Origin of the sequence: Lancefieldella parvula DSM 20469, from assembly GCF_000024225.1 — a bacterium.
GTDB lineage: Bacteria > Actinomycetota > Coriobacteriia > Coriobacteriales > Atopobiaceae > Lancefieldella > Lancefieldella parvula.
This window is the reverse complement of the sequence record NC_013203.1, coordinates 274,613-295,272: the sequence shown is the minus strand read 5'-3', so window position 1 is coordinate 295,272 and position 20,660 is coordinate 274,613. Positions and strand designations below refer to the sequence as shown.

Sequence of the window (20,660 nt, the reverse complement as noted above, 5' to 3'; positions counted from 1 at the left end):
AACTTCCCTTTCAAACGAACCTAACCTTATACTGCAGCGCATATATACACGCTCAACTAACGGCATACATATACGTGAGCAACGATGTATGCCGATATACCCCTAATGAAGTTTTTCTGGACGGAAATTTGCACGACAACGGATTATCTCCGCCGCAATAGAAATAGCAATTTCAGACGGTGTAATTGCTTTAATGTCATCACCAATTGGCGAATGGATTGTTTGAGTCCACCCTTTAGAAACACCGCGTTCCACCAGCGTATGTTTGGCAAACGCCGCTTTTCTCTTGCTACCAATACAACCTACATACGCAGGTTTATAGCTATACAGTTGTTGCAACACCTTAATATCAAAGGCATGGCCATGAGTAGTAACTATCGCATAATCGCGACGCGTGACAGTGACATCTGTGGATATATCAGAAAAGTCATTATGATAAACCGCTTCTGCTGAAGGAAAATCTTTCTTCTGCGCAACTCCCTCGCGGTCATCAAGCACAATCACTCTAAAACCTACACTTGCAAGTACAGGAGTCAGGGCACGACCTACATGGCCGCCGCCAAAGATGTAAGCAACAGGCTCCGGCCCTAAAGGTTCAGAATAGGTTGCCGCCTCTTCATCCCATATGGGAACATCGGAACAAACGCGAATATCATCTTGAGGAAACATATCAACTGCTTTTGCTTCAACAAGAACATGACTAGGATCTGACCAATTTTCTATAACCACAAAAGGCTTTTTTGCATCAATAAGATTCATTAAATCTTTTGCAAAAAAATCCTTTTGATCAGGAGTAACCTTACGAATACCAACAAGTGCGTCGCCGCCACAGGCCATACCTGTTTTTTCTCGCGTCATCCACTCGATTTGATTGTTTTCTTCTCCTGTAAAGAATCCTTTTGAGCGTTCCTGTGCAATAAGTTCTACAGAACCGCCTCCGATTGTTCCTAAGAAACTGCCATCTTCAAAATGCACCATACGTGCCCCTGCATGGCGCGGCATGGACCCCTTAGTAGCAAAAATTGTTGAAAGCACAAAGCTGCGACCGGCTTCAAGTTCACTTAGCAGACGACGCACAAAATGCTCATCGCACAAGGTTCCTTGTAAATCTGCCATTAAAAACACCTATCCTTATCTGCACATATACCAATACGCATGATATATATACTTACTGAAGCACAATATAAGTTGCATCCTTATTTCTTATGTCTTGCTTTTCCATATATCCCACAACACAAGAATTAGCAGTATGTTCATTTGCTTGAAGAGCCGCAAGTAAATGCTGAGCATCATCATGGGCTACGCTTATCAATAATCCACCAGAAGTTTCAGGACAGAAGAGCACGTCACTCATCTCACGAGAAACCCCTTCTGCTTGCACGTACTTCTCTGCATAGTGACGATTACGATACATACCAGCTGGTAAAATTCCTAAACGTGCTAATTCAAATACTCTCGTAGATAAAAATTTTATATTATTTACGGTAATCTTTGCCAAAAGCCCCGAACCCTGACACATTTCAAGCAAATGTCCCATAAGTGAAAATCCCGTTACATCCGTAACAGCATGCACGTCATAGTTCACCATAATGTCTCGAGCGTACCGATTAAGAGTCATCATAGACGCCTCAGCAACACTCATCTCTTCTATAGAGAGCATATCTGCTTTAGCAGCCGTTGTCAGAACACCTACACCAAGAGCCTTTGTAAGAATTAAAACGTCATCTGCACGTGCACCAGAATTGGTATACATCTTTTTTGGATTAACAAACCCTGAAACAGCAAGACCATATTTTGGTTCATTGTCATAGATGCTATGACCGCCAACAATATTGGCACCAGCCTCATATACTTTATCGTAACCACCACGTAAAATCTCATACACTACATGCGAGGACATGTCTTCGGGTACAGCCATAACATTAAGAGCAACCTTTGGCTCTCCACCCATAGCATATACATCCGATAAAGCATTGGTAGCCGCAATAGCGCCATACGTATATGGGTCATCAGCAATTGGAGGAAAGAAATCGATTGTTTCGACAAGCGCTATTTCATCAGTCACTTTGTAAACAGCTGCATCATCCGCTTTATCAAAACCAACTAATAAATTAGGATCCTCATGAACTTTAATATCTGAAAGAAGCTTTGCCAACTCACCGGCACCAACCTTAGCACCACAACCAGCACAATCAGCAAGTTTTGTGAGTTTTACGTCATTACTCATGTTTATCCAACCAGTCTTTCAGTAAAGTGACAAAGCGCTTCAAGAACACCACCGCCAACAGCTCGAGCTTTATCAGATGCAGAAAAACAATGTCCCGGAGCACAACGAGGATCAATATCCCCTGATTTCATGCCTTTAAAAACAGGGACTCCCTCTTGCAAAAGACCACGAAGTACTCCATTAATAGTTGCTTTAACAGGCATTCCAGAAACAGTAGCTACAATGTCTCCTTTAGAAACCAAATCGCCAATCTTGGCAACGGGCTCAAAAATTCCATCTTGAGGAGCTCTTAATACACGCTCCTTTGTAAAGCCACCAATATTTCCTGGAACGCCCGTATTTGGAATAGCCGATCCGTCGTAAATAACGCGACCTAAATAATGACCACGTTTTGTCTCTATGACCGCATGACAATCTGCAGTGGAGGTTTCACCTGAAGTAAAACCTGGTCCAACACCAATCACTAAGGGTGCCATATCTTTTGTGGTGCCTATATTTTTCTTAGCGAGAATAGCGTCTACAAGTACCTCAGGATGCAATTTTGCAATATTTGTTCCTTGAGGATCAATGAGAACAGCGATGTTTTTCTCGTTAACAATGCGCAATGCATCTTCTGCGTCTTTAGCTCGTACTGCCGTCACATTTTCCACTTTTTTCTTTCCAAGACGAATAGCTTCTGAAAATGCTACTGTGCGACGAACTGCTGTAGGGACCTCTACATCCAGCATCACAATACTCAAGCCAGCTCGATATAATCTCAGAGCAATGCCTGAGGCAAGATCACCTGCTCCTCGTATGACTACCAGCATTTTTTCTCCCCACTTAACCTACACTGCCATATTTTTATATTACAAATCAAGCTCATATATTCCCGCTGCCTTAAGACTTCCTGCAATTTTTATTTCAAACGCTTCTTTTTCTGCGGGTAGCATTGCCCACGCAAGGCCACAGTCTGCTTTAATTTCTACCGGAGTCGGAATAAGCCGCCCAGAGATATCTTGCTCCTTACACATTTGCTCACAGGTAAGTGCCTCATGCGTTGAATCAAACGCAACAACTATCTGAGAGAAACGTTTATGGAAAGAGTGACTTTGTTCTGCCACACTACATCACCGATTTTGCTAGCTCATTAAGGGCCGTGGTTGCCTTATGTATCTCATCCTCTGTCGTATAAAATCCAAATGAGAAACGGACCGACCCCGTATCTTGCGTTCCTAATGCTCTGTGCATACGAGGAGCACAATGAGCTCCTGCACGAACTGAAATGTCATACTCAACACTTAAAACTCTTGCAAGTTCTGAAGAAGTCCACCCATCTAAATTAAGTGTCACAATGGGTGCGTGATCTTTTTGCGAACTCTCCCCATTCAGTTCAGAAATGTTATCAGGAAAACATCCATATAACTCTATCCCAGGCACCTGACGAGCCTCAGCTACAAACTGTCTAACCAATGCTAAATCATGACGGTGAACAGCACATACTCCTTGTGTTGATACAAAATCTACTGCAGCAGAAAGACCGGCAATACCGTGACTATTAAGCGTTCCTGCCTCAAGATGTTCTGGATATACTTGAGGCATTTCCTCTTCAAAAGAAAGTACGCCCGTTCCTCCTTGAATAACTGCTTCTATCGCAACATGTGGAGCAACCAAAAGGCCACCTGTCCCCTGAGGACCCATAAGTGCCTTATGACCAGTAAACGCAAGTACATCAACACCTAAATCATCAAAATTAATGGGTATTGACCCTGCGGTTTGTGAAGCATCAACAAGCACAAGTGCACCTACAGCGTGAGCAACAGTAACCACACGTTCAAGATCACATACATTACCTGTAAGATTAGATGCATGTGTTACTACCACTAACTTTGTACCAGGAGAAACTAATCGTTCAAGAACATCCCAATCAAGGCAGCCCTGCAAATTAGCAGGAACATAATCAACCTTTACATTGCGTTTCTTTTGAAGACGATTCAGAGGGCGCAAAACAGAATTGTGATCCCAATCTGTTGCAACTACATGATCTCCGGGCTTAACAATGCCGAGAATTGCCTTGTTTAGGGCATCTGTTGCGTTTGCGGTAAACACGACACGCTCTGGATGTGAAAAACCTAACAACAAAGCGATACGTTCTCGTGCAACCATAACAGCGCGAGCAGCATCAAGCTCGGCAGACGCTGCACCCCTTCCCGTACTTCCAAATGAGCAAAGGGCGCGTGAAACAGCATCTACAACACATTGAGGACGCTTATATGACGTTGCAGCACAGTTGAGATATATCATGCAAGACGCCTTAGAGCACCATCACGCCCGGCTGTTGTGAAATAATCTCTGCAATTGCATATAGATTGGTGACATCACCTACTGCAAGTTTGTCTTTAATGCCATAGAAATCAAGGCAGGTACCACACGTTAAAATCTTGGTACCACGAGACTCAAGCTCCTTTATATCTTCGAGTGACTCTGAACCTTCACAGGTCAGATGAGCACCACCGTTGTAAAACAACATAGTTTCAGGAACCGTATCCTGATGTGCAAGAGCGTAGATAAGACCCTTCATTAAAATATGACCGAGCTCATCATTACCGCGACCCATATACTCAGCATCAACCGCAACAACGGTTGCAGAACGATCTGGGATATCACAAAACTGAGAAGCCTCAACAACTGCTGAATCACTAGCTTCAACTTTATTACGAGGGCTAAAAGTCATTGTTGTATCTGAACCATTCTTTACAGAAGTCAAATCACAGTTCTTCTCATCAGCAAGGCGGGTAAGATTTCCAAAAGCAACATTATCGTTAATAACGACATCAAGTTTTTCTCCAGAAGAAAGCTTAGGGAGAGCCTCAAGCGTTAAAATAACTGGCTTTGGACACGTTAAATTTCGAGCATCAATCTTCATTTATCCCCCTCTTAACTTCACACTATCTAGGTGTAAAGCAAATATCTTTACACTAAAATAAGTATATCGCTTAAAAAAATAATTTAGTTAGGCAAACAAATGAATTGTTATGAGTTGCTTGGAATATTACCTGGTATTACTTCAGTAATTGGAAGCGGTGGCAAGACTTCCCTGCTCACAAAACTTTCTCAGGAAGTTCGGGGAACGGTTATTTTAACTACGTCAACGCATATTCTGCCATTTCCAAACATACTTCTTTTAGAAAATCCCACGCTTACTGAGGTGTCAGATGCTCTAATAACACATCGTGTCATTTGCGTTGGTAGCTTTTCTAGCGAGAAGCACAAATTAGGTTCCTCTGTACTTTCTGCTCAAGAACTGGCACCCGTTGCTGACTACGTATTTGTGGAAGCAGACGGATCTAAGCGGTTACCTCTCAAAGCTCACGCATCACATGAGCCCGTCATTCCGGAAGGTACCCAGCGCACTGTCCAAGTTATAGGGCTTTCTGGCTTTGGACTACCTATCCATCAAGCCGTTCATCGCAGTGAAATTTTCTGCAAATGGGCAAGTTGTTTGCCCGATGATATTGTCACGCCAACTCGTATTGCCACTGTTATTGCAGCAGAACACGCTTCAGGGGCTGTAAAGGCAAACGTTATTCTTGTCAATCAAACTGACAACGAGAAAGACCTCACTCTGGCAAGAGACTTTACACAGGAGCTTCGTCTGCAGGGCGACAACACACCTGTTATTGCAGGTTCACTTTTTAATTCGACTTTTGTGGAAATGCGTGATAAGTAATAACTACTGGAACGTTTTCATCGTACTTCTCGCCCACTGAAAACTTTTTATCACCGTCGATAGTAATTTCTTTAACCTGATTTTCATGATTGATGAGACCAATTTTAAGGTCTTCGTCTTTTTGAACCGTAACGTTCGTGAAGCCGGCATGCTCAAACTTCTTTTGAGCTTCCTCATAGTCATACTCGGAGACATCTTTACTAGCGAGAGGAACTTCTACTTTCACAGGTTCTTTTTTGACAGTCTCAGTCTGAACAGGTTGTGCAGACTGTGCTGGTTGGTTTGATGTCCACGGATGAAACACTAAAAGTGCTACGCATACCACAAGTGAAAAAATTGCTACTATCGCAACAATAAATAGCTGATTATTAGCAGTCTTGTCAGATACGTCTGTTGTAACCCCTTGCGTATCCTGTATAGGATCTGCTGATTTTACAGCAGGACGCGGTAGAGTAGCTTGCTCTTGTTGAAGTTGATGCGTGACGTTATCTCCAATGTCTAACGTCTCGCCTGTCAGGAAATCATGGTCAAGCGAGTCCATCGCTTTTTGTACGTCAGTATTTTCTGGTACTTCAGCGTCATTTTCACGGACACTCAACGTCTGTCTCCTTTATTCCCATCAGTCAAACTTCATAGATACTATTTTCACACACATAGGTTTTATCTATCAACACACAGCAAATAACGTTTCCTGTGCAATCGAAAGACTTCTAAGAACAGAGCGCATTACCTGTATAAAAAATAAATTTAGGGCGGATTTTCTCGTTTGAATCCGCCCTAAAAATCTTAACCTACTAAATTTTAATAAACACTAGATACGAGCAACGGCCTTAATCTCAACCTTTGCACCCTTTGGAAGTGCAACCACCTGGAATGCCGCACGTGCTGGATAAGGATCTGCAAAGAACTCAGCATAAACCTCGTTCATTGCACCAAACTCATTGATATCGGAAAGCAAAACCGTAGTCTCAACAACGTCAGCCATGGAAGCACCCGCTGCCTCGAGGATATTTTTAATGTTAGTTAGACTCTGACGGGTCTGAGACTTAATATCCTCACCTGCAAATTCACCAGTTGCAGGATCAACAGGAAGCTGACCAGACACGTTAATGGAACCGTTTGCAGAAACAGCAGCAGAGTAAGGACCTACTGCAGCTGGAGCCTTATCAGTAACGATAGCTTTCTTTGACATATTATTCTCCTTCTTTCCTATTTGTGTTTGTTTTCACAAACAGCAAAACCAATCAAAGACTATTTAAAGAGCCTTTGAATATTACCCTTACTTTACCGTTTGACGTATGCGCCTGGCTTCACGCCGGTTGGCTCACCATCAACCACTGCCAGCTCTCCGTTGACAAAAACATACGCCGGACGTCCGTGGACCTCAAAGCCCTCATATGGCGTATAGTCAACGTTTTGATGCTGGTTCTTCTCGCTGATGGTCCACGTCACACTTGGATCCCATACCGTCACGTCAGCATCGGAGCCAACACGCAGGACACCCTTGCGCGGATACATACCAAAGACACGAGCGGGTCCCTCACTCATGAGACGAGCAAAGTCTTGGACGCCCAAGCGATTCTCAAACGAGGTCATGATAAGACCGGGTCGATGTTCTACACCAGGACCGCCATTGGGAATGTGAGTGAAATCGTCGATGCCGCGATCTTTTTGACCGTGAAGATTGAAACTGCAGTGATCGGTAGCAATGGTATCAATCTCGCCGTCACATACGGCCCGACGCAATACCTCAATATCGTGCGGCTTGCGCAAAGGTGGACTCATAACGTACTTGGCACCCTCAAAGTCACTCTCAAGATAGCGGGAATCATCCAGCAACAGATACTGAGGACAGGTCTCAACATCCATCTTTACCTTGCCGCGTGCCTTAGCCGCACGAACCGCCTCAAGACCAAGAGCGCTGGACAGGTGAACAATGTTGATACGAGCATCGGCAAGCTCCGCAAGATAACACAGACGAGAAATAGCCTCTGCTTCACAAGCTGCAGGACGACTCATAGGATGACCCTCAGGACCAGTAATACCAGCTGCGAGCATACGTCTTTGTAGCTCATTCACAAGCGTGCCATTCTCGCAGTGAACGCACAGGACACCGTCAATATCACGGATATATTCAAGTACCTCAAGCGTCTGAGCGTCATCTAAACGCAGATGATCGTAGGCAAAATAGGTCTTAAATGACATAACGCCTGCATCGCGCATAGCCTGCATATCTGCTTTAGTTTGTTCATTCCAATCAGCAATGGCCATATGAAATGCATAGTTAGCAGTACAGGTACCATCTGCACGTTTATGCCACTCATCAAGCGCTTCGGGTAGCGTCATGCCTTTGTCTTGTGTGGCATAATCCACAATAGTGGTGGTACCGCCGCAAGCAGCAGCACGGGTTCCCGTCTCAAAGCTATCTGCTGTCCAGTCCATGCCTGTCCAGCATTGCATATGCGTATGAGCGTCAATAAAACCAGGGAATACGTATTTACCCGTAACATCGATAACGTTGTCATCTATACGTGCCTCGTACGTACCTCCCACCTGGATGATTTTTGTACCATCGAGCACTAAGTCTCCACAGAAGACGCCTTCAGGCAATACAAGAAAACCATTCTTTAATACATTCATCAGTCAACTCCCAATCTCTCGGTCGTCAAACCGCTTATAGATACCGAATGTAAGTAATTCAAATCAGACGGAGTATCTACATCTAAAAGTTCTTGTTCGCATTGTGCCTCTACAAGTACAGCGGAAGCTTGGTACTCAGGACATAATAAAAATACTCCAGAACCGCCCTTATCGCCTTGTACTCTGCACAACATATCAAACAATACGCTTGGAAAAACTATGGGGCTACCTGGTACTCCATGCCAAGATAAGCGAGAAACCACTTTTGGATGTTCTTCAAAACTAGCTATAAGAGCACATAAACTATCTGCACGTACACACGGTTGATCTCCCTGTAAAAACATGGCGCCATCCCATGAGTTCTCACCAAGACCATCTTTTTGTACCTCAAGCATTGCTCGACGTACTGTGTCACTTTGAAGGGTACCTGAGTGTGTTACAGCGCGAACCTTGAGCTTATTACACAGTACAAGAATAGGTTCATGAAACGGATTGTCAATTGTTACCACTATAGGCTCTAGTCCTGCTGTTTGAGCCGTTTCTATAACATGTTGAATCAGTGGCTTGCCCATAAACGATGCCATAAGCTTATTGGATCCAAAGCGAGTAGAAGCACCGGAGGCCATGACTATACACCCAATGTGTGACATAGCATGACCTCCTTCCTTAGTTCTTAAATTACAGTAAGTAATACCCATAGAGTATTACAGACAGCTACTATCCGCGTATCACAGTACCGGTTTTTCCAGCAATTCCATCAGCAGCCTTATCCAGCAAAGTAATAAGTGATGTACGTCCTTCGCCAGACTGTGCAAACTGCAAAGCAGCCTGTACCTTAGGTAACATAGAGCCAGGAGCAAATTCTCCGGCTTCAATATAAGCTTGTGCACTCTCAGGTGTAAGCTCAGAGAGGTCTTCCTGTTCAGGGGTACCAAAATGAATAGCGACCTTCTCGACAGCCGTTAAAATAATGAGTGCATCCGCATTAACCTGCTCTGCAAGACGAGCTGCTGCAAAATCCTTATCAATAACAGCTGCAGCACCCTTAAGATGATTGCCTTCAGTAATAAATACTGGAATACCGCCACCACCACAAGCAATAACGACATTGCCCGTCTCAATAAGTGAACGAATGGTATCAAGCTCAACAATAGCAACAGGCTGAGGAGATGCAACTACACGACGGTATCCTCGACCAGCGTCCTCAACAATGTTATATCCACGCTCAGCTACCATCTTTTTGGCTTCTTCTTCTGTCATAAAAGAACCAATGGGCTTAGTAGGATTCTTAAATGCTGGATCATTCTTATCAACTTCAACTTGAGTAAGAACCGTAGCTGCATTTTTCTTAATGCCGCGGTTAAGCATCTCTTCACGAAGCGCATTCTGAAGATCGTAGCCAATATATCCCTGGCTCATGGCAACACATACAGAAAGTGGGCAAGGAATATATTTCTCTGGATCAGAGCGATTAAGCTGGGTCATAGCCTCTTGGATCATGCCAACTTGTGGGCCATTACCGTGGGCGATAATAACTTCATTACCTTGCTCAATTAAATCAACAATTGCCTTAGCAGTATGCTTTACTGCAATCATCTGCTCAGGTAAATTTTTGCCAAGGGCATTACCACCCAAAGCAATTACAATACGCTTTCCCATAGTCCCCTCCCAGGGCTTACATTACGATCTTGAACATTTTTAACAGGTTCTCTTACTCTTTACTAAACTTGTTAAAAACAAAAAAGGGTCTGCATGAGAGCTTGTCTCCACGCAGACCCAATGTATATAAATACTACTTATGCCTGGAACCAGCGAGGAGTATCTCCCTGCTCAAGAGCTTTAAGCGTTGCAATTGGATCTTTTGCCTTCTGCAAGAAAATCATTGCTGCAATAGCATATGGCTTATAAGAAGCCTCTTTATAGAGACCATCGCGGTGATAATCAAAGACCTCATTTTCAACTTCACCGTGCTCACAAGATACACCATTAATGTCTGCAGGCAGTGGATGCATATAGATGGTATCCATACCATGAGCAGTCTTTGCCATAAGATCAGTTGTGCAGCACCAATCCTTATGAGTAGCATTCTGAGCAAGAAGCTCTTTCTCCAGAGCGTCGATTCCAGCGTCATCGCCTGCAGCATAGAGATTAGTACGCTTCTCCATAGCAGCATAAGGTGCCCAGCTCTTAGGAATGACAATGTCAGCACCCTCAAAAGCCTCTGCCATGTTGTAAGTCTTCTTAAAGGTTGCTCCAGACTCAGCTGCAAACTTACCAGCAACATCAACAAGCTCAGGCATGAGATCGTATCCCTCAGGATGAGCTAATGTGACATCCATGCCAAAACGAGGAAGCAGAGTAATAAGAGACTGTGGGCAAGATAAAGGCTTACCATATGAAGGAGAATAAGCCCAAGTAACAGCAACTTTCTTACCGCGGAGATTCTCAAGGCCACCAAACTCATTGATAAGATAGAGGATGTCAGCAGTAGACTGAGTTGGGTGATCCATATCAGACTGAAGAGATACCAGTGTTGGACGATGATCTAAAACGCCATCCTCAAAAGCCTGCTTAACAGAAGCAGAAACCTCACGCATATAAGCGTCGCCCTTACCAATGAACTTATCGTCACGAATACCAATGACATCAGCCATGAATGAAATCATAGTTGCAGTCTCACGGACGGTCTCACCGTGAGCAATCTGAGACTTACCCTCATCAAGATCCATCAACTGAAGACCAAGAAGGTTAGAGCCAGATGCAAAGGAAAAACGAGTACGAGTTGAGTTATCACGGAAAAGTGAGACAGCAAGACCAGACTCAAAAAGACGTGTAGAAATGTTACGCTCACGTAAGTTACGTAGAGCATCTGCTACTGCATAGAGAGCCTGAAGCTCATCGGTTGACTTCTCCCATGTCAAAAGGAAATCCTCGTTATACATCTTGGAGAAATCAAGTTTTGCAAGCTTGTCAAGATACGGCTGAATGGTAGTTGCCATGGTACATCCTCTCGTTTAAATAACCACTTATATACTAATTGCCAAAACCATTTACTTAATGTTGTTATCGGTAAGACTTGCACGGAATTCAGTTGCATCATCAGTTACTGCAGAAGCGTCATACAGGTTGAGAGCTGCAACATACAGTGCTGCACAAGTAGGAAGATCCTGCTTGAAGGTAATCTCATTTGGAGCATGTGCCTGAGACTCAGCACCTGGTCCAAAGCCAACGCAAGGAATACCATAACGACCCTGGATAGAAACGCAATTTGTAGAGAAGGTCCACTTATCGCATAGAGGACGACCTTCACGAGTTGCCATGGACTTCTCGCAACCAATGCGCTTATCACCAAAGAGTGCCTTGTGAGCATCAACAAGTGCCTTAACGTGTGGAGCGGACTCTTTGTTGATCCATGTTGGGAAGTAAGACTCAGTCTCATAAACCTCGCCAGTCCAAGAAGGACGGTCATACATGTACATGGAGACCTTGACGTCGTCGCCATACTTTTTGACGGAAGGAAGCTCCTCAATCTCTTTGAGGCAGCTCTTATAGGTCTCACCAGCGGTCATACGACGGTCAATGGAAATTGCACAAGAGTCTGCAACAGCGCAGCGAGAAGGGCTTGTGAAGTAAATCTGAGAAACGGTGCAGGTACCACGGCCGAGGAAGCGAGCATCCTCATAGTGATCAGGGTTGTACTTAGGATCAAGCATCTTAACAAGGCCGCGAATAGCAGTGGATTCATCAGCACCATTATTGTTAAGTGCACGAACGTCATTAATGATGTCAGCCATCTTATAAATTGCGTTGTCACCACGCTCAGGAGCTGAACCGTGGCAAGAAACGCCCTTGACGTCAACACGGATCTCCATACGGCCACGGTGACCGCGATAAATACCACCATCAGTAGGCTCGGTTGAGATTACAAACTCTGGCTTAATCTTGTCAACATTGTAGATGTACTGCCAGCACATACCGTCGCAGTCCTCTTCCTGGACAGTACCAACAACCATAACCTTGTAGCCCTCAGGAATAAGGTTCATATCCTTCATAATCTTTGCAGCATATACGCCTGAGCAGACGCCGCCTTCCTGGTCAGAGCCACCACGACCACCAATGAGCTGATCGTCCTCAAAGCCCTCATAAGGATCAAAATCCCAGTTGTCACGATTACCAATACCAACGGTATCAATGTGACCGTCGATTGCGATGATTTTATCGCCAGTGCCCATAAAGCCCATAACGTTGCCAAGGCCGTCAACTTTTACCTCATCAAAGCCAAGCTTCTCCATCTCAGCTTTAATGCATGCGACAACCTCGCCCTCTTCTGAGGACTCACTAGGGTGTGAAATCATTGCGCGCAGAAACGCGGTCATATCTTTTGAATACTTGTTTGCTGCATCCTTAATTGCGCCGTAATCCAAGTCTTTCATACATCCTCCTTTATTAGGATAAAACTGGACGTCTTTATCCTTTTGTAACCTTACAAACAGTTGAGAATAAAATCCTAAACTGTACCAGTACCCTCGTAATACAAACCATTTTTTTGCTTACCAAACTTTTTGTTTGGTACTATCTATTAAATCACTTGTAGAAGACATTGCAAGCAGTAAACGCTTACTTTTTTATTTTCTCGGCAAGCGGTTTATTGTTACTAATTCTCTTTTTTACTTGACGTCATCTGTTGACTGCCATGCACCGTCCCATACAATCTCTTCATAACGCACAGGATCAGTATCTCCTTCTGTAGAGAACAAAAGAACCTTTGAATCTGTTGTAAGATCAAGCGCATCACGAAGCTCTTTGTATGCAGGGTCTGTCATAAGAGTAGAAATCACACCCATACCAACAGCGCCAGACTCACCGGAAACAACAGAAGGGTCTCCCTTAACAGGAGCAGCGAGCATGCGCATGCCCTTTGCCGAAACCCAATCAGGACAAGAAATAAAGGCTGTCGCATGATTGCGTAAAATATCCCAACCAATGGTATTTGGCTCACCACAGGCAAGACCAGCCATAATAGTAATCAAATCTCCACCAACAATACGAGGCTCGCCATCTGCTGCAAGTGCTCCCTTATACAGACAATCTGCAGCTCCTGCTTCCATAATGACAAACTTAGGAGGATTTGAAGGGAATAAATTAGTAAAGTAGCCTACCATGGCAGATGCCAAAGATCCAACGCCTGCTTGTATAAATACATGTGTTGGACGGTTTACCTCAAGCTCACGTAGCTGTTCTGCTGCCTCATAGGCCATAGTACCGTAACCCTGCATAATCCAAGATGGAATCTTCTCATAACCATCCCAAGCAGTGTCCTGTACGATTACTGCATGCTCAGTCTCTTCTGCTTCTTTTGCTGCGAGACGAACACAGTCATCGTAATTGAGCTCTTCAATGGTTACTTGTGCGCCCTCTTTTGCAATATTGTCAAAACGAGTTTTTGTAGAGCCTTTAGGCATATGAACAACAGCTTTTTGACCAAGACGATTTGCTGCCCATGCCACACCGCGGCCATGGTTACCATCGGTTGCAGTAAAGAAAGTTGCCTGTCCAAAGTCTTTCTGCAATTGCTCTGAAGTCAGATACTCAAAGTCGCAATCAGAAACATCTTTTCCTGTTTCATCAGCAATATAGCGAGCCATAGCAAATGAACCACCCAGGACTTTAAATGCGTTAAGTCCAAAGCGATACGACTCATCTTTTACGTATAATCCACCAAGACCTAAATTAGAGGCCATACCCTCAAGATTTGCCAAAGGTGTCACGGCATATTGAGGAAAGCTTTTATGAAATGCGCGAGCCTTCTTAACATTTTCAAGTGACATGACCTGAAGATTTCTGTCTTCACTCTGAGGCATCTTATTAAGTACCCACTTCATTTCTGGCTGCATGTTGTAGACCCCTTTTCCACGTGTTCTTGTTTACTAACGTATCTTTAATAGTAGACCACTTTTCTGCTAAATCAGACTAAAAGTTAGTAAACCTAACAAAAAGTTTTCCAACTTTATACCTACCTATAAAAGCAAAACAACTGCCAGCAGCTTATTGCTACTGACAGTTGTTCTTTAACATAAGGAATACATACTATCCTTACTTCTTGGCCTTAGATTTAGTGTAATACGTATCTTCCATAGGAAGCTTAGTACGCATCACATGATCATAGGCATAGTATGCATTTGCTACTGCAGGAGCAGTTGGGATTGTTGAAATCTCACCAATGCCTTTTCCTCCGTAAGCAACAGGGAGTAAATGCTCCTTCTCGACATAAATTGCCTCAATATGAGGAATATCAGGAGCATGGAAGAGGCCTAGAGTAGCAAACTTTGACTTTGGCACACAATCCTGAAGCTTGTAGTTTTCTGTTGTGGCATAGCCAAGCGACATCAACACGCCTCCCTCAATTTGACCTTGGATTGCAATAGGGTTAATGACCTTGCCGGAATCATGCGCGGCATATACATCAGTAACCTTGCCCTCATCGTCTAAAACCACGCACGTTGTGGCAAAGGCATAACAAATGTGGCTCTTTGGATTAGGCTTATCGGCGCCAAGCTTGTCAGTTGGCTCAAAGTAAACATAACGGAACTCATGACCTTCAAGCTTCTTCAAGCCTGCAACTGGATCCTTTGGATGAATACCTGCACCTGCAACCAATGCTTTACCATCTGCGTATCCAAGACCCTCGTAAGGACGACCATCAGAGTACACAATAGTCTTTCCATCACCGTGTGCCTCAACAGGCTCAGACGATACTTCCTTGCCGGCTTCAATATCCAAAAGCGCATCACGCAGCAAAAACGCCACGCCACGAACAGCCTCTCCGGTAACAACCGTTTGACGAGAGCCAGAAGTAGTACCTGAATCAGGTGCATTTTCTGTAGAGCACTCACCGTTAACGATAACTGACTTTGGAAGGCCAATTGCTTCAGCAACATCCTGCAAAAAGACTGTATTGCAACCCTGACCAATATCTGAAGTAGCAGAGTAGACAACAACCTTGCCGTCTTCAATACGAATGTTTGCACGACCTGCGTCAGGCAGACCAACGCCAACACCAGAGTTTTTCATAGCGCAGGCAAGACCAGCACGTCCCTTATGGGCTTCATATACATCTTTAACTGCAAGAAGTGTTTCTTTAAGTGCCGTTGACTGATCACAGATCTGACCATTAGGAAGTACATCTCCAGGAGCAACTGCATTTCTCCAGCGCATCTCCCAAGGACTTATACCGACCTTCTCGGCGAGAAGATCCATGAGCTCCTCAAGAGCAAACTCAGTTTGGCAAACTCCAAAGCCACGGAATGCACCAGCAGGTGGATTATCAGTATAGTATCCATAACCACGGATATCAGTATTTTGATACTTATACGGACCAACAGCGTGTGTACAAGCACGTTCAAGAACTGGTCCGCAAAGTGACGCATATGCTCCTGTATCAAAATAAATATCGCAATCAAGAGCAGTAAGGTGACCTTCAGCATCGCAGCCAAGTGTAAAATCTGCCTCCATAGCATGACGTTTTGGATGGAAGATAAGCGACTCGTTACGAGTAAATTTACACTTAACCGTACGCTTAAAAATGTAAGCAGCCAATGCAGAAATATGCTGGACAGTTACATCCTCTTTTCCACCAAATCCGCCGCCTACCAGCATGGTTTCTACAACTACCTTATCAGGAGTTTCATCCCATCCAAACATGTGGGCAACTTCTTTACGAGTGTCGTAGGCGCCTTGATCGGTAGAAAGAATCTTTACACCGTCTTTATAGGGGAATGCAACAGCACACTCAGGCTCAAGGAATGCATGCTCAGTAAAAGGTGTCGAGAAATGCTTAGTGATAATGTGAGCAGAATTTTTAAGTGCATCCTGAACATTACCGCGTGTAATATGACGGCTCTGGCAAAGATTACTTTCTGCTTCTGTATGTACAAGAGGAGCACCTTCAGCAGCAGCCTCTTCAATATTACGCACAATAGGAAGCTCTTCATACTCAACTTTTACCAGTTTTTTTGCAGCCTCAAGAGTCTCTTCATCCTCTGCGACTACCATGCAAAGTGCATCGCCCAAATAACGTGTATTTGAACCCTCAGGGATAAATACATCCCAATCCTGCTGAATGTGACCAACTTTATTTACAGGTACGTCTTCAGCTTTTAAGACTCCAACAACACCTGGTAGAGCCTCTGCCTCTGTTGTATCAATTTTTACCACACGTGCACGAGGATACTTGGAACGTACACACGAGCCATACGCCATATCTGGGAAATCAACATTGGTAACATCGTCAGGATATTTACCATATCCAAGTACCTTTGCACGAACATCAACACGGAATGCTTTTGAACCAACACCGTAATTATCGCCACGCTCTAGGTCTGGATCAATTTGCTCTTCTCCACGAAGAATACGTGCGGCTTTTAAGATACCTTCAATAATTTTCTTATATCCAGTGCATCGACAAATATTATTTTTAATTGCTTCTTTAACTTCTGCTTCAGTTGGATTAGGGTTTCGACGGATTAAAGCTGCGCCACTCATTACCATGCCAGGGATACAAAAACCACACTGAACAGCTCCAACTGCACCAAAAGCGTACACAAAAGCCTCTTGCTCCTCATGAGAAAGGCCTTCTACAGTTTCAATTACTTTTCCCTGTGCACGCTTAGTGTTCATAATGCAGCCACGCGTGGCAACACCATCAATAACAACCGTACAAGTTCCACAAGCGCCTTGTGAACAACCATCTTTTACCGATAAAAGATGTAAATCATCTCGAAGAAAACGAAGCAACGATTTATTTTTTGTAGTAGTAATTGTTTCTCCGTTTACCGTAAAGGTATACTCTTCTACTTCTTCGGCCATTTTCACTCCTTACGTGTCTGGGAGAATGTTGTGTGTCGTACCCCAAACCCGCTAACTGAACATTTTTGTCATGCATTACAAATCAATAATTTTTATCGCTTTAATCTATAGCTTTAGATTGCTCCCCTCTCTCTTTTTAGCGTAGACGGTTGGTAAAACTTTTACCAACCGTCACATAGCTATGCATTTAAAAGATACCTATAAGAATCTCTTACCGTGACAATCATCTTGCGGATATTTTCTGGAAGACCACAAGCTTCATCGTCAACGTTATAAATTGCTGTGCTGCCATCAAGACGTACTAAGAAACCGTCTGCAGTTGGAAGGAAGCCTTCATTCTCAGAGTTGTCAAAGTCTTCACGACTCCAAAATGCAGTGAACTTATCTTTATAAGGACGACCTTCAGAGTATGGGCAGAACACGGCACAGTTACCGCACTCATTACACATACCATCAACGTGAATAATCTGCTGCTGTTGAACACCAGGAACCTTAATAGCAACATTAGCACGGTTCGGACATACCTCAACGCATGCTTCACATACCGAAGGACAAGAAAGACAACGTGACTGCTCGCACGCATCAGTATCACCGCAAAGCTGTCCACGCTTACCAAAAATCTTAGCAACGTCTTCCTCAAGGTTGGAAAGTTCCTTGCTTGAGAAATTGAAATCTGCAATGGCAACGGCTACGGTCATAGCGTCTGCAATACCCTTGACAACAGTTGCTGGACCACGACGTCCATCACCAACTGCATAGACGTGCGCAAGAGAAGTCTGAAGATTATTGTCCACAACTGGACGGCCCTTCTCGTCAAGGGCAATTCCAGAGGTGGTATAAAGATTAGACTCAATCTGCTCACCAACTGCTGTAATAACAGCGGTTGCAGGAACCGTCACAAACTCGCCCGTACCCTCGGGACGACGACGACCAGACTCATCAGGAGCGCCAAGTTTCATTACCTCACAGGTAAGATGATTATTGGACAAATCTCCTGGGGCGAGAAGCTCCATGAACTCCACGCCATCATCAATGGCCATCTGGAGCTCTTCCTCATCAGCAGGCATATAGCGCTTGGTACGACGATATACCAGACGTACATTTTGTACACCAGCAACACGCTTTGCTGCACGAGCCACATCCATAGCAGTATTACCGGCACCGATAACAACTACGTCAGTGCCAAGGTTAACGGACTCAGGTGCACGCTTAAACTCCTCGAGGAACTCAAGAGCATCCAGAGCCTCGCCGGACTTCAAGGTCTTACGACCAGGAGCCCATGCACCAATTGCTACTACAACGTCGGTATAGCCCTCAGAAAGCAGAGTATTTACATCTGTAACCTCAACGCCTGTCTTAAAGGTTGCACCATATGCCTGGCACAGCTTGACATCGTTATCGATAGCTTCCTCAGAAATACGGAAACCAGGAATAACGTGACGAACAATACCGCCCAGTTTATTAGTACGCTCAAAGACAACTACTTCAATACCTGCGCGTGATAAGAAAGATGCCGCCGAAAGACCAGCGGGACCACCGCCAATAATAGCAACCTTCTTATCCTTAACCACACCACGAGAGGCAAGTGTTGGAAGGACTTCCATAAGGCCGTTCTCTGCGGCGGTAAGTTTGCAGCTACGAATATGAACATGCTCATCAACGTAATTACGCATGCAGGAATTTGTGCAGGTATGAGGACAAATAGTACCGGTAATAAAAGGAAGGGCATTGCGCTCAAGAATGATGTGTAAGGCGTCAGCATAACGGCCTTCATCTACTGCCTTAAGATATCCTGGAATGTCCTGATGAATTGGACAAGAATCACGACATGGCGCAATAAAGCAGTCAGTCAGCGGAAGCGCCCCGCGTACGTGACGATCAGGTTGTGGCTTAATCTCTTTGTGATAACGTGCATTTTTGAGCGAACTTTCAAGCAAGGCAGATACCTTTGCCACATCAACGCCAGAAAATGCTTCCGTATTTTCATCTGCAAAGAGTCCAGCAATCTGCGTCATGCGCTCATAGCCGCCAGGCTTCAAAATGGTAGTTGCCATAGTAACAGGCCAAATACCTGTATCAACAAGATCTTTAATGTTGTTATAGTCTGCGCCGCCAGAGTACGAAATACGAAGCTTACCATCAAACTGCTCAGAAAGACGCTTAGCAAGTGAAAGTGACAAGGTCCAAAGAGAACGACCAGACATATACATTTCTTCGCTTGGCAACTCGCCACGAGTAACATCTACTGGGAAGGTATTGGTAAGTTTGACACCAAACTCAACACCCTTTTCTGCACACAGTTTCATAAGACGCTCAAGCATAGGAACTGCATCAGCCCACTGCAAATCTTCTAGGAAGTGATGATCATCAAAGGCAATGTAGTCAAATCCTAAAGAATCCAGCGTTTTACGTGCATACTCATATCCCAAAAGTGTTGGATTGCACTTAATAAAGGTATTGAGGTGCTTCTCGGTAATGAGATAGGAAGCAATTCGCTCAATCTCATCTGGAGGACAACCATGCAGAGTTGACTCTGTAATAGAATCTGAAATACGAGAAGGAATGGAATCAATAAATGCCTCGTCAACATTGTGGAAGCGATTAATGTTAGCTTTTGCCCATGCAATTGCCTCCTTAAATACAGGAGTCTCAGAGGCATCCTTCATGTCATTTATATATTTATCTACCTTAGGAGTTTTAATTCCTTCAAGGTCATATCCAACGGACATATTAAAGACAAAACCGTCAGCATCTCCCAGGCCAAGCTCTCGAGAAAGAATATGGCAGATAACCCATGCCTTGACATACTCATCAAATGCCTGAGGTACGGTTAACTCCGTAGACCACTCGCAGTTGTATCCCTCATCGGATGCCAAAATACAAGGCTTATTAACGCAAGCTGAAAGCTCTTCTCCATCCATTTTCTGAACTGTTTTAAGCTCAAAGAAACGAGCACCAGTAACATATGATGCTACGATATTCTGTGCAAGCTGTGTATTGGGGCCCGCTGCAGGACCAAATGGGGTCTCAATTTTCTCGTTAAAAATAGGACGAGCAGCTCCAGCTGTCTTGGCAAATGCATGAATTCCAAAGATAGTCTTCTGATTTTCGTACTCATCTAAAATCCAATTCATCAGATGGTCGAATTTCATGGGACGCATAATGTCGCTCATTTTGGTTCCTCTCCTTTTAACCAATGTGAGTTATAGTCCCCGCACT

The 20,660-nt window shown here is 44.2% G+C and carries 17 protein-coding genes; 1 reads left to right on the top strand and 16 read right to left on the bottom strand.

Translation table 11 applies throughout. The features are described from left to right. Positions 1-102: 102 nt before the first annotated feature. From APAR_RS01325 to yedF, 6 genes are read right to left on the bottom strand one after another with little or no spacing between them, the layout of a single operon-like run. Positions 103-1,116, bottom strand: a complete 1,014-nt coding sequence (locus APAR_RS01325; protein WP_012808342.1) for an XdhC family protein — start codon at positions 1,114-1,116, stop codon at positions 103-105. 52 nt (positions 1,117-1,168) lie between these two features. After that, positions 1,169-2,227: a selenide, water dikinase SelD gene (gene selD / locus APAR_RS01320; RefSeq protein WP_012808341.1), complete on the bottom strand. Its 1,059-nt coding sequence runs from the start codon at positions 2,225-2,227 to the stop codon at positions 1,169-1,171. A gap of 2 nt (positions 2,228-2,229) precedes the next feature. Beyond that, positions 2,230-3,036: a selenium-dependent molybdenum cofactor biosynthesis protein YqeB gene (yqeB, locus tag APAR_RS01315; protein ID WP_012808340.1), complete on the bottom strand. Its 807-nt coding sequence runs from the start codon at positions 3,034-3,036 to the stop codon at positions 2,230-2,232. A 39-nt stretch (positions 3,037-3,075) separates the two neighbouring features. Beyond that, positions 3,076-3,330, bottom strand: coding sequence for a putative Se/S carrier protein (locus APAR_RS01310; RefSeq protein WP_041654041.1), 255 nt, complete (start codon positions 3,328-3,330; stop codon positions 3,076-3,078). Between the two features lies 1 nt (position 3,331). Further along, entirely contained in the window at positions 3,332-4,510 is a 1,179-nt protein-coding gene (locus tag APAR_RS01305; RefSeq protein WP_012808339.1) for an aminotransferase class V-fold PLP-dependent enzyme, read from the bottom strand. 10 nt (positions 4,511-4,520) lie between these two features. After that, entirely contained in the window at positions 4,521-5,132 is a 612-nt protein-coding gene (yedF, locus tag APAR_RS01300) for a sulfurtransferase-like selenium metabolism protein YedF (protein ID WP_012808338.1), read from the bottom strand. 99 nt (positions 5,133-5,231) lie between these two features. Here yedF and yqeC point away from each other — a divergent pair, with 99 nt between their 5' ends. Further along, the gene (yqeC, locus tag APAR_RS01295) at positions 5,232-5,936 is read left to right on the top strand and encodes a selenium cofactor biosynthesis protein YqeC (protein ID WP_012808337.1); all 705 of its coding nucleotides are present in this window, start codon (positions 5,232-5,234) and stop codon (positions 5,934-5,936) included. On the opposite strand, the gene APAR_RS01290 is transcribed toward yqeC, so the two are convergent. The 10 genes from APAR_RS01290 to ygfK all read right to left on the bottom strand — a co-directional run bounded on the left by APAR_RS01290 (position 5,902) and on the right by ygfK (position 20,614). Then, positions 5,902-6,534, bottom strand: a complete 633-nt coding sequence (locus APAR_RS01290) for a hypothetical protein (protein ID WP_012808336.1) — start codon at positions 6,532-6,534, stop codon at positions 5,902-5,904. The genes yqeC and APAR_RS01290 overlap by 35 nt on opposite strands. Before the next feature lie 213 nt (positions 6,535-6,747). Next, positions 6,748-7,128 carry a RidA family protein gene (locus APAR_RS01285; RefSeq protein ID WP_012808335.1) on the bottom strand — a complete coding sequence of 127 codons (381 nt, stop codon included), beginning with the start codon at positions 7,126-7,128 and terminating at the stop codon, positions 6,748-6,750. Between the two features lie 92 nt (positions 7,129-7,220). Further along, positions 7,221-8,576: a dihydropyrimidinase gene (hydA, locus tag APAR_RS01280; RefSeq protein ID WP_012808334.1), complete on the bottom strand. Its 1,356-nt coding sequence runs from the start codon at positions 8,574-8,576 to the stop codon at positions 7,221-7,223. Next, positions 8,576-9,226: a nucleotidyltransferase family protein gene (locus tag APAR_RS01275; protein WP_012808333.1), complete on the bottom strand. Its 651-nt coding sequence runs from the start codon at positions 9,224-9,226 to the stop codon at positions 8,576-8,578. The genes hydA and APAR_RS01275 overlap by 1 nt, the downstream gene beginning before the upstream one ends. A 67-nt stretch (positions 9,227-9,293) precedes the next feature. Then, on the bottom strand, positions 9,294-10,235 hold the full coding sequence (gene arcC / locus APAR_RS01270) for a carbamate kinase (protein ID WP_012808332.1): 942 nt from the start codon (positions 10,233-10,235) through the stop codon (positions 9,294-9,296). A gap of 137 nt (positions 10,236-10,372) precedes the next feature. Beyond that, positions 10,373-11,575: a knotted carbamoyltransferase YgeW gene (gene ygeW, locus APAR_RS01265; protein ID WP_012808331.1), complete on the bottom strand. Its 1,203-nt coding sequence runs from the start codon at positions 11,573-11,575 to the stop codon at positions 10,373-10,375. A gap of 51 nt (positions 11,576-11,626) precedes the next feature. Next, positions 11,627-13,009, bottom strand: coding sequence for a YgeY family selenium metabolism-linked hydrolase (locus tag APAR_RS01260; RefSeq protein ID WP_012808330.1), 1,383 nt, complete (start codon positions 13,007-13,009; stop codon positions 11,627-11,629). 234 nt (positions 13,010-13,243) lie between these two features. Further along, on the bottom strand, positions 13,244-14,470 hold the full coding sequence (gene dpaL / locus APAR_RS01255; RefSeq protein ID WP_012808329.1) for a diaminopropionate ammonia-lyase: 1,227 nt from the start codon (positions 14,468-14,470) through the stop codon (positions 13,244-13,246). Between the two features lie 199 nt (positions 14,471-14,669). After that, the gene (gene xdh / locus APAR_RS01250) at positions 14,670-17,441 is read right to left on the bottom strand and encodes a selenium-dependent xanthine dehydrogenase (protein WP_012808328.1); all 2,772 of its coding nucleotides are present in this window, start codon (positions 17,439-17,441) and stop codon (positions 14,670-14,672) included. 179 nt (positions 17,442-17,620) lie between these two features. Continuing rightward, positions 17,621-20,614 (bottom strand): putative selenate reductase subunit YgfK, encoded by a 2,994-nt coding sequence (gene ygfK / locus APAR_RS01245; protein ID WP_012808327.1) that lies wholly within the window; start codon positions 20,612-20,614, stop codon positions 17,621-17,623. Between the last annotated feature and the right edge of the window lie 46 nt (positions 20,615-20,660).